The sequence below is a fragment of the Nostoc sp. NMS7 genome (genome assembly GCF_017115085.1).
GTDB lineage: Bacteria > Cyanobacteriota > Cyanobacteriia > Cyanobacteriales > Nostocaceae > Nostoc.
This window is the reverse complement of the sequence record NZ_JABXKJ010000258.1, coordinates 43,513-50,677: the sequence shown is the minus strand read 5'-3', so window position 1 is coordinate 50,677 and position 7,165 is coordinate 43,513. Positions and strand designations below refer to the sequence as shown.

Annotated in this window: 7 protein-coding genes; 5 read left to right on the top strand and 2 right to left on the bottom strand. The window is 42.6% G+C overall.

All coding sequences use genetic code 11. The features are described 5' to 3' along the window. The first annotated feature begins 364 nt into the window (after positions 1–364). Both HWQ38_RS37620 and HWQ38_RS37615 read left to right on the top strand, forming a co-directional pair. Positions 365–565 carry a type II toxin-antitoxin system HicB family antitoxin gene (locus HWQ38_RS37620; protein ID WP_292804743.1) on the top strand — a complete coding sequence of 67 codons (201 nt, stop codon included), beginning with the start codon at positions 365–367 and terminating at the stop codon, positions 563–565. Further along, positions 562–765, top strand: coding sequence for a type II toxin-antitoxin system HicA family toxin (locus HWQ38_RS37615; RefSeq protein WP_292804740.1), 204 nt, complete (start codon positions 562–564; stop codon positions 763–765). The genes HWQ38_RS37620 and HWQ38_RS37615 overlap by 4 nt, the downstream gene beginning before the upstream one ends. An 84-nt stretch (positions 766–849) precedes the next feature. On the opposite strand, the gene HWQ38_RS37610 is transcribed toward HWQ38_RS37615, so the two are convergent. After that, positions 850–2,883: an elongation factor G gene (locus tag HWQ38_RS37610; RefSeq protein WP_292804738.1), complete on the bottom strand. Its 2,034-nt coding sequence runs from the start codon at positions 2,881–2,883 to the stop codon at positions 850–852. Positions 2,884–3,198: 315 nt separating this feature from the next. Here HWQ38_RS37610 and HWQ38_RS37605 point away from each other — a divergent pair, with 315 nt between their 5' ends. The 3 genes from HWQ38_RS37605 (at position 3,199) to HWQ38_RS37595 (ending at position 5,043) form a co-directional block, all read left to right on the top strand. After that, positions 3,199–4,122 carry a tetratricopeptide repeat protein gene (locus HWQ38_RS37605; protein ID WP_292804736.1) on the top strand — a complete coding sequence of 308 codons (924 nt, stop codon included), beginning with the start codon at positions 3,199–3,201 and terminating at the stop codon, positions 4,120–4,122. Positions 4,123–4,205: 83 nt separating this feature from the next. After that, complete coding sequence (locus HWQ38_RS37600; protein ID WP_292804733.1) at positions 4,206–4,760, top strand: phosphate-starvation-inducible PsiE family protein; 555 nt, start codon at positions 4,206–4,208, stop codon at positions 4,758–4,760. Positions 4,761–4,842: 82 nt separating this feature from the next. After that, positions 4,843–5,043 carry a hypothetical protein gene (locus HWQ38_RS37595; RefSeq protein WP_292804730.1) on the top strand — a complete coding sequence of 67 codons (201 nt, stop codon included), beginning with the start codon at positions 4,843–4,845 and terminating at the stop codon, positions 5,041–5,043. A 371-nt stretch (positions 5,044–5,414) separates the two neighbouring features. On the opposite strand, the gene HWQ38_RS37590 is transcribed toward HWQ38_RS37595, so the two are convergent. Next, positions 5,415–7,043 carry a mucoidy inhibitor MuiA family protein gene (locus tag HWQ38_RS37590; protein ID WP_292804727.1) on the bottom strand — a complete coding sequence of 543 codons (1,629 nt, stop codon included), beginning with the start codon at positions 7,041–7,043 and terminating at the stop codon, positions 5,415–5,417. Positions 7,044–7,165: the final 122 nt, after the last annotated feature.

Sequence of the window (7,165 nt, the reverse complement as noted above, 5' to 3'; positions counted from 1 at the left end):
TTAAGTTGACACGTATGAGCATTGCTGTGCCCCTACGACAGATGTGGTTCAAATAGATGAAAACTGCTGTAAAGTTCCGGGCTAGTGTTTATTTTAGATTAATCCCTTCTCCCAAGGGGAGACGCTGCGCGAACGGGTTCAGCAGTCGCTCATGGGGGAAACCCCCAAGACCGCGCTGCTTCACCAAAATCTAAAATTATTTGCCATTACCATTACTTTGAATCACACGTTCAGCAAGCTTTTCCGGCACTTCCTGGAGATGGTCATATTCCCAGTGGAAAGAACCAACGCCGGCACAAAGCCTACGCAACTCTCAAATGTAATTGCGCTAAAATGTAAAACACGACACTGCAACAGATTTATCATGAAAATCAAAGCTGTTATCTGGCAAGAAGACGATGTGTGGTGTGCTTTTGTACCAGCCCTACCAGGGTGTCACACATGGGGAGAAAGCTACGAAGACTTGTTAGAAATGCTTAAAGATGCGATTCAGGGTTGGCTTGAAGTTGCTAGCCAGCAGGAAGAACTTGAACCGGATAAACAGTTGATTGAAATATCTCTATGAAATCTGTTTCTGGTAAAGCCTTATGTAAAATTGTTGAACGGTATGGCTGGAACCTGAAACGAATTACTGGCAGTCACCATATTTATGCCAACAAAGGTGTAATTCTCTCTATTCCTGTTCATGGCAATCGGGATTTACCCATTGGAACACTCAAAGGACTGCTGAAGGATGCAGGTCTTACTGAAGAAGATATAGACTAACAACGATTTATTGGACTTTAGTTATTAGCCCGAAGCTTAAAGTTCCGGGCTAGTGTTTATTTTAGATTAATCCAAAATCTAAAATTATTTGCCATTACCATTACTGTTAATGACACGTTCAGCAAGCTTTTCCGGCACCTCCTGAAGATGGTCATATTCCCAATGGAAAGAACCAACGCCGAGAGTGAGCGATCGCAGCTCTACAATAAAGTTTTGCATCTCTGCTTGTGGCAAGTATGCAGAGACATTATCCCAGCCTTGCCAATCATTTTTACCCTCATAGCCTAAAATTTGCCCCCGTCTACCACTCACCAGTTGCAGCACTTTCGAAGTAAATTCGCTAGGTGTGGTAACATCCACGCGCAGAATTGGTTCTAACAGCGTAGGTTCCGCTTGGGGTATCCCCGTTTGCATTGCCAATCGGGCAGCTTGCTTAAAGGCTTGTTCGGAACTATCAACGTTGTGGTATGAACCATTAGTCAGAGTTACCGCCAAATCCACTATTGGAAAGCCCAAAGGCCCATGTGTCAGAAATTCCCGCACGCCCATTTCCACCCCAGGAATGTACTGTTTGGGAATCACGCCGCCGACAATAGTTTCATTAAAATTAAAGCCTGTACCGCGTGGTAAAGGCTTAATTTCCAGAAAAACATCACCAAATTGTCCATGACCACCGCTTTGATGCTTGTAGCGCCCATGAACTGAAGCCACTGTTTTGCGGATGGTTTCTTTGTAAGGCACTTGTGGTAAGTGGGTTGTCATCGGCAAGTTATATTTGCGGCGCAGTCTGTCTAGAGTGACTTGCAAATGAATTTCGCCTTGACCCCAGAGAATTACTTCGTGAGTATCGCCGTGTTGTTCCCAAGCAAGTGAGGAGTCTTCTTCTAACAACTTGGTGATGGCACTGCTGAGTTTAACTTCATCGTTGCGCTTTTCTGGTGTAATGGCCAAAGCATACACAGGTTCCAACTGTACAGCTTTGGGTAATTTTATTGCCGATTGCTGTTCTATAGAGATTGTATCGCCTGTCTTGATTCCTTCTAAACGGCTCAATGCAACAATTTCACCCGCACTAACTTGGTTAACAAACTGCTGTTGTTGTCCCATCAGGCGGTAAATTCCACCAGTGCGAATGCCATTGAGGACAATACCATCAGTTAATTTGCCCCGCCAAACACGCACCAGAGAGAGTTTGCCACCTTGGGGAGTGTAGTAAGTTTTTAATACCTGCGCTAAAGGTGTATCACCTTTTAAGTTTTTTAAGCGACGTTCTGCTGTGGTTTCTGGTTCGGGGGCTTCCCGTAACAAGGCTTCTAATAGAGGTCTAACACCATAATCTTGTTCTGCAACACCGAAGAAAACGGGCACTACTAAATCTGCCCCTAATTCCATTTTTAAATCTTTGAGGATTTCCTCTTGGGGTGGTTCGATGTCTTCTAAAAGTTCTTCGAGTAAATGATCGTCAAAATTTGCTAGGGCTTCCAGCATTTCGGCCCGTGCTGTACGTTCTTCTTCTTTTAAACTTTCCGGGAAAGGAATAGGGTCAGCAGGTGCGCCTGGATGATATTGATATGCCTGTTCGCTGACCATATCAATAAAGCCGGTGAGTTGTTCCCCGTTTATAATCGGATATTGATGTGCTACCAAAGGACGGCTAGATACTGCTTTCAGGGCGTGTAAGGTTTCCAAAACGTGAATATTAGCCCGATCCATTTTGTTGACAAAGACCAGATGGGGAATTTCCCAATCGTCTAGGAATTTAAATACAGGGGCAAGGGTGAGGACTCGTTCGCGTATGGGTTCGCAAACTACGATTGCCGCATCGACTCCGATTAAAGCATTGTACGTTTCTTGGGCAAATTCTACACTTCCGGGACAGTCAATAAAAGTGAAGCGAATGCCGTTATACTCAGTGCTAGCGGCGCTTACTTCTACACTCATCTGGCGATCGCGGGACTCAGCAGCACTATCTCCCACTGTATTGCTGTCCTTAACATTGCCTTTGCGGGAAATTCCCCCTATGACAAATAACAAACTTTCTAGTAAAGTGGTTTTTCCACTTAAATAAGTCCCGACAATTGCAATATTCCGCGAACCCAATTTTACTTTTTCGTTCATAAAACCTCCCTTGCGGTAAGTCTTTTATAACCGCATTATTCTGCTGTATATATCAGGGATAACAAAATGGTTCTCTGGAGTGAACAGTTCGGCTTCGCTCACTGTTGACCCTGAGCGAAGCCGAAGGGTCAAAGTTACCCCTTCTTTAATTTGTTATTATGCTCCCTTTAATCGAAATTTAAATAAATTGTAGCCTGTCGTAAGATTTAGCTTAAGAAAAGTTAAGTATCACAAACTCTCATGGCAAATTAAAAATTTTTGTAAAAACTTTTTATGAAGTAAATTTAACTGAAAGTGTTCCGAGTTAGAAAATCAATGGGATTATTATTCTTTAAATATCGCATAGCAGGGTTAGTAAGTTTGACTTTGTTGGTTGTGACTATTTCCTCGCCCTCTCTTTCTCTATCTCCTCCTGTCGACTCAAAGTTGGCACAATCTCATGCTAAAACTGCCCTAGACTGGTTAAACCAAGGTTTACAGGCAATTCAAGCCGGAAAAGTACAAGATGCGATCGCCGCCTTTAAAAAAGCAGCCCAATTAGATCCGACATTGGCACCAGCGCACTATAATTTAGGGCTAGCATTCCGACAAACGGGAAAATTACAACCCTCTGCGGATGCATTTTATCGAGCAACACAAGCCGATCCCAAATTTGCTCCAGCTTTTGCTAATTTAGGTGGTGCGTTGTTAGAAGGTAATAATTTAAAGTTAGCTAACGATTATTTGCAACGGGCGTTAGAACTTGATCCTAAACTAGGATTTGCCCATTATAACTTGGGATTGGTACGAGAACAGCAACGAGATTGTGAACGAGCGATCACATCTTTTAAAAAAGCCATAGAATATAGCAAAAATGCACCAGAGCCTCCTTATCATCTGGGGATGTGTTATCTCCAACAAGGTAAAGTAGATCAAGCAAAAGATGCCTTTCGTAAGGCAGTAAAAATTAATCCGAAGTATCCAGAAGCTTACTATAATCTCGGTTCAATTTGGTTTATTCAACACAAATTACAGGAGTCCTTAGAGGCTTTTAGAAAATCAGCCGAAGCTAACTCGAACTATCCCAACGCTTATTATGGTGCAGGCTTAGTTTTTATCCAGTTACAGCAATATGGAAATGCAGTACAAGTATTACAATTTGCTAGAGATTTATACAATGCTCAGAGGAATCCCCAGTGGGCAAAAAATGCCGAGCAATTGTTGCAACAAGCACAAAATTTAAATCACCAACCTCGCTGAGGCAGAAAAGCTTAATATTGCATAACATAAAAGTATTGGGTTGACTCGCTGGTGTTGTCTGAACTAGTCCCGATTGGAATGAAATGTACATGAAAAAGCGCCTGAAGAGTCGATTTTTATTTGGCGATCGCTGGCTTGATCGGCACTCAATTGTTCGCAACATGGAAGCCTTCCAAGACTTAATTGTGATTGTCTTGTGTTTGGGATTGTTCGCCGTCATGCTAATCCAATTGTGGGAGATATTTATTACCCTCACGCAGGCACTAGACTATAAACATGTGACTGCAAAAATACTATTTGTGTTGATTTTAGTCGAGTTATTCCGACTATTAATGATCTACTTGCAAGAACATAGTATCTCTGTGGGAGTGGCAGTTGAGGTAACAATTGTATCTCTACTGCGAGAGATAGTAGTTCACGGTGCGCTAGAAATTTATTGGGTTAATACGCTGGCAATTTGTGGATTGTTGTTTGTTCTGGGTGGACTACTTGTGGTGTGTGCAAAGACGCCACACATGGATTGTATGAGCGCTAACACTAAGGTTTGTCCGGTTGTATATAGAGAAGGTAGGGAGCGGCAAAATGAGTTGGAATTCCAGTATTCACGTCAATGTGATCAGAATCAACCGCTTGGATAAATGGCGAGTGAGGAGTTAGGGGTTAAAATTATAATTCACAACTTCTAACTTCTAACTGATAACTTCTAGAGAGGAATTTACTGTGGAGCAAAAAATTAACTGTGCCGAAGCCTGTGTTAACGGTTGTGTTTTAGGGGATAAATGCCCCAATATCGAGTTTAGAGAGGCCGCTGCAAAATTTATTGAAGAGACTCCCTTAGAGAAAATGTTGGAGTTGGCACAAGAACGTCTGCGGAAAAAAATTACAGAACCGCCAAAATGGGTTTTTCCTGAAGATCCATAGCATCTGGATCTATATTTAATTCTCGCAGTTTTGCCGCCAAGCGATCGCTTCACCTCTAATGCTGATTCATGGGACAAATCTGGACAATTTGCTCCCCTCTCCCATTTTGGGGAGAGGCCATCATACAGTCAGCAGATTTTAGCTTAAGTTGACACAATGAGCATTGCTGTGCCTCCACCGCGTAGTCTATTTAGCTGAAAATAGCTGTAAAATACCTGATTGCTTTCTCAAAATACCTAAATGCTTTCACAAAATCGCATTTGACTTACTCATTTCGGTGTTTTCCGCAAGCAAAATCGCATTCGACTTACTCAAAATCGCATTTGACTTACTGATTTCGGTGTTTTTTGCAAGCAAAATCGCATTCGACTTTAAATATCTAACCCAACCACTGTTAATTCCGGCGGATGTTCAACATTAAACTGGTAATATACCTCTCTTCGCTCCTGTGGTGGAAGAGTTAACTGCCATTCTAAAATCCCCATTTCACCAAGTTGAATTTGTGGGTTGCTGCGACTGAGGCGTACCTTAATTTGCTCGTTGCGGCTAACCGGCAATTGTTCAGTTAGTTTCAGATTTACTTCTTTGTCGAGTAAGTTAGTAATTATCAACCGATAAGTATAAGTAATCCGGCGCTGGTTGCTAATCAATCTTTTGTCTACCACACGCTCAACTAAATCGCGCTCAATTTTTAAACCTTCGTCAATTCCTAAATTCAGTTTAAACTCTTGCCCTGGTGCAATATTATCTAACTGAGTTGTCCCAATAAAAACATTGTCGCGGAAAATATTCGCTTTACCTGGTAACAAAGTCGCACCGTTGGGACTATTTGTCACATTAGCTTGCAAATAAGCAAAGCTTACCAAGCGCGGCATTGCTACATAATCGAAGCTACAAGGATAATCATCATTGAAAATTGTAGTTTTATGGGGTGCGCCATCACTAGGAATGTTACCGCCACCATTCAATTTGAAGGTAACTACACTTCCTTCTTTGGATACTTCTGCTGTCACGATTTCTGCTGGGATTAGACTATCCTCTGTAACTTCGTCTTGTTCTTCCCAATCTGCTCTGCCAGTAGAAGCGGGCGGTTCTGGTATGCTAGGCAGCAGTGGTGGCTGGGCTTCAAATCTTCGTCGCACTCTTTGAGGAAGTGGCGCATCAATATACCAAGGTTCAAGTTTGGGTGGAAGTGTACCTAATCCCGGTTTAGCCGTAGAAAGGGTGAGATTTGCACCAATCCAATCTTCGCCACTGCTTTGGGTGATTTCTGCAAGGTAGCTCAGATGCACAATATCGCTGGTAGTATTAAAGCGCAAGTCATAAAGCGGAGTCCAACTAGCGCGATTCACTAAGTATGATAGCTCTAATTCAAATTCGCCTTCACCCGTAACTTCAACTGCGACAACTAAGTTAAAACTCTCTTTAGGATGGGGTGTTTGGATTTTTTGCAATGAAGTGTGGAGTGCTTGCAGTTGTTTGTCTAATTCCTGCTGCTGGGTTTTGCACTCCCCAGATGCGATCGCATACTCACTATACTGGCTTCCGAGAAAGTTGAGGAAATCTAAAGTTTCGCTGAGGCTGAGATTTTTGCGAGACAAACTCACTGAAAATGGTTCCTCTGTTTTTTCCCGTAAGCCTTCGATAAAACTAGACTGTAATGCTAAAGCATCAACTTGGGCTTGCAAATGGCGTTTTTCTGCTTCTAATTGCTGAATTTGCCTTGTTAAATATGCTACTCGTTCCCCTACAGGTTCAGTGGTGTAAATGCGATCGCTACTAACTCCCACCAAGCGCACCCCTACCGTACCTGCACCGCTAACCCTCACAGACTCAGTTTCTAGAGTCATCGGCACTGGAGTAATTACTAATTCCTGTTCAATTCCTGTTAAATCAACTACACCTCGCCGTGTAACCAATGCTCTGTCAGAATATACACTAACAGCTACAATCTCGCTTTGTACTGTTTTGCGCCAAGACGGTATTTCCGGGTTAACCACTGCCAGTTTTCCCCCATTTCTAATGATTCTGCTGGTTAATTGTCAATGCTTCCCGGTCTAACCGTCAACCCCTTTAGGTAATTCGTAATTCGTAATTAGGAATTATTTGAACCGGGAGTTGG

Bases quoted from the DNA above. Each gene is read 5' to 3' on its own strand.
- HWQ38_RS37620 (WP_292804743.1), top strand. From the start codon at position 365: ATGAAAATCAAAGCTGTTATCTGGCAAGAAGACGATGTGTGGTGTGCT.
- HWQ38_RS37615 (WP_292804740.1), top strand. From the start codon at position 562: ATGAAATCTGTTTCTGGTAAAGCCTTATGTAAAATTGTTGAACGGTAT.
- HWQ38_RS37610 (WP_292804738.1), bottom strand. From the start codon at position 2,883: ATGAACGAAAAAGTAAAATTGGGTTCGCGGAATATTGCAATTGTCGGG.
- HWQ38_RS37605 (WP_292804736.1), top strand. From the start codon at position 3,199: ATGGGATTATTATTCTTTAAATATCGCATAGCAGGGTTAGTAAGTTTG.
- HWQ38_RS37600 (WP_292804733.1), top strand. From the start codon at position 4,206: ATGTACATGAAAAAGCGCCTGAAGAGTCGATTTTTATTTGGCGATCGC.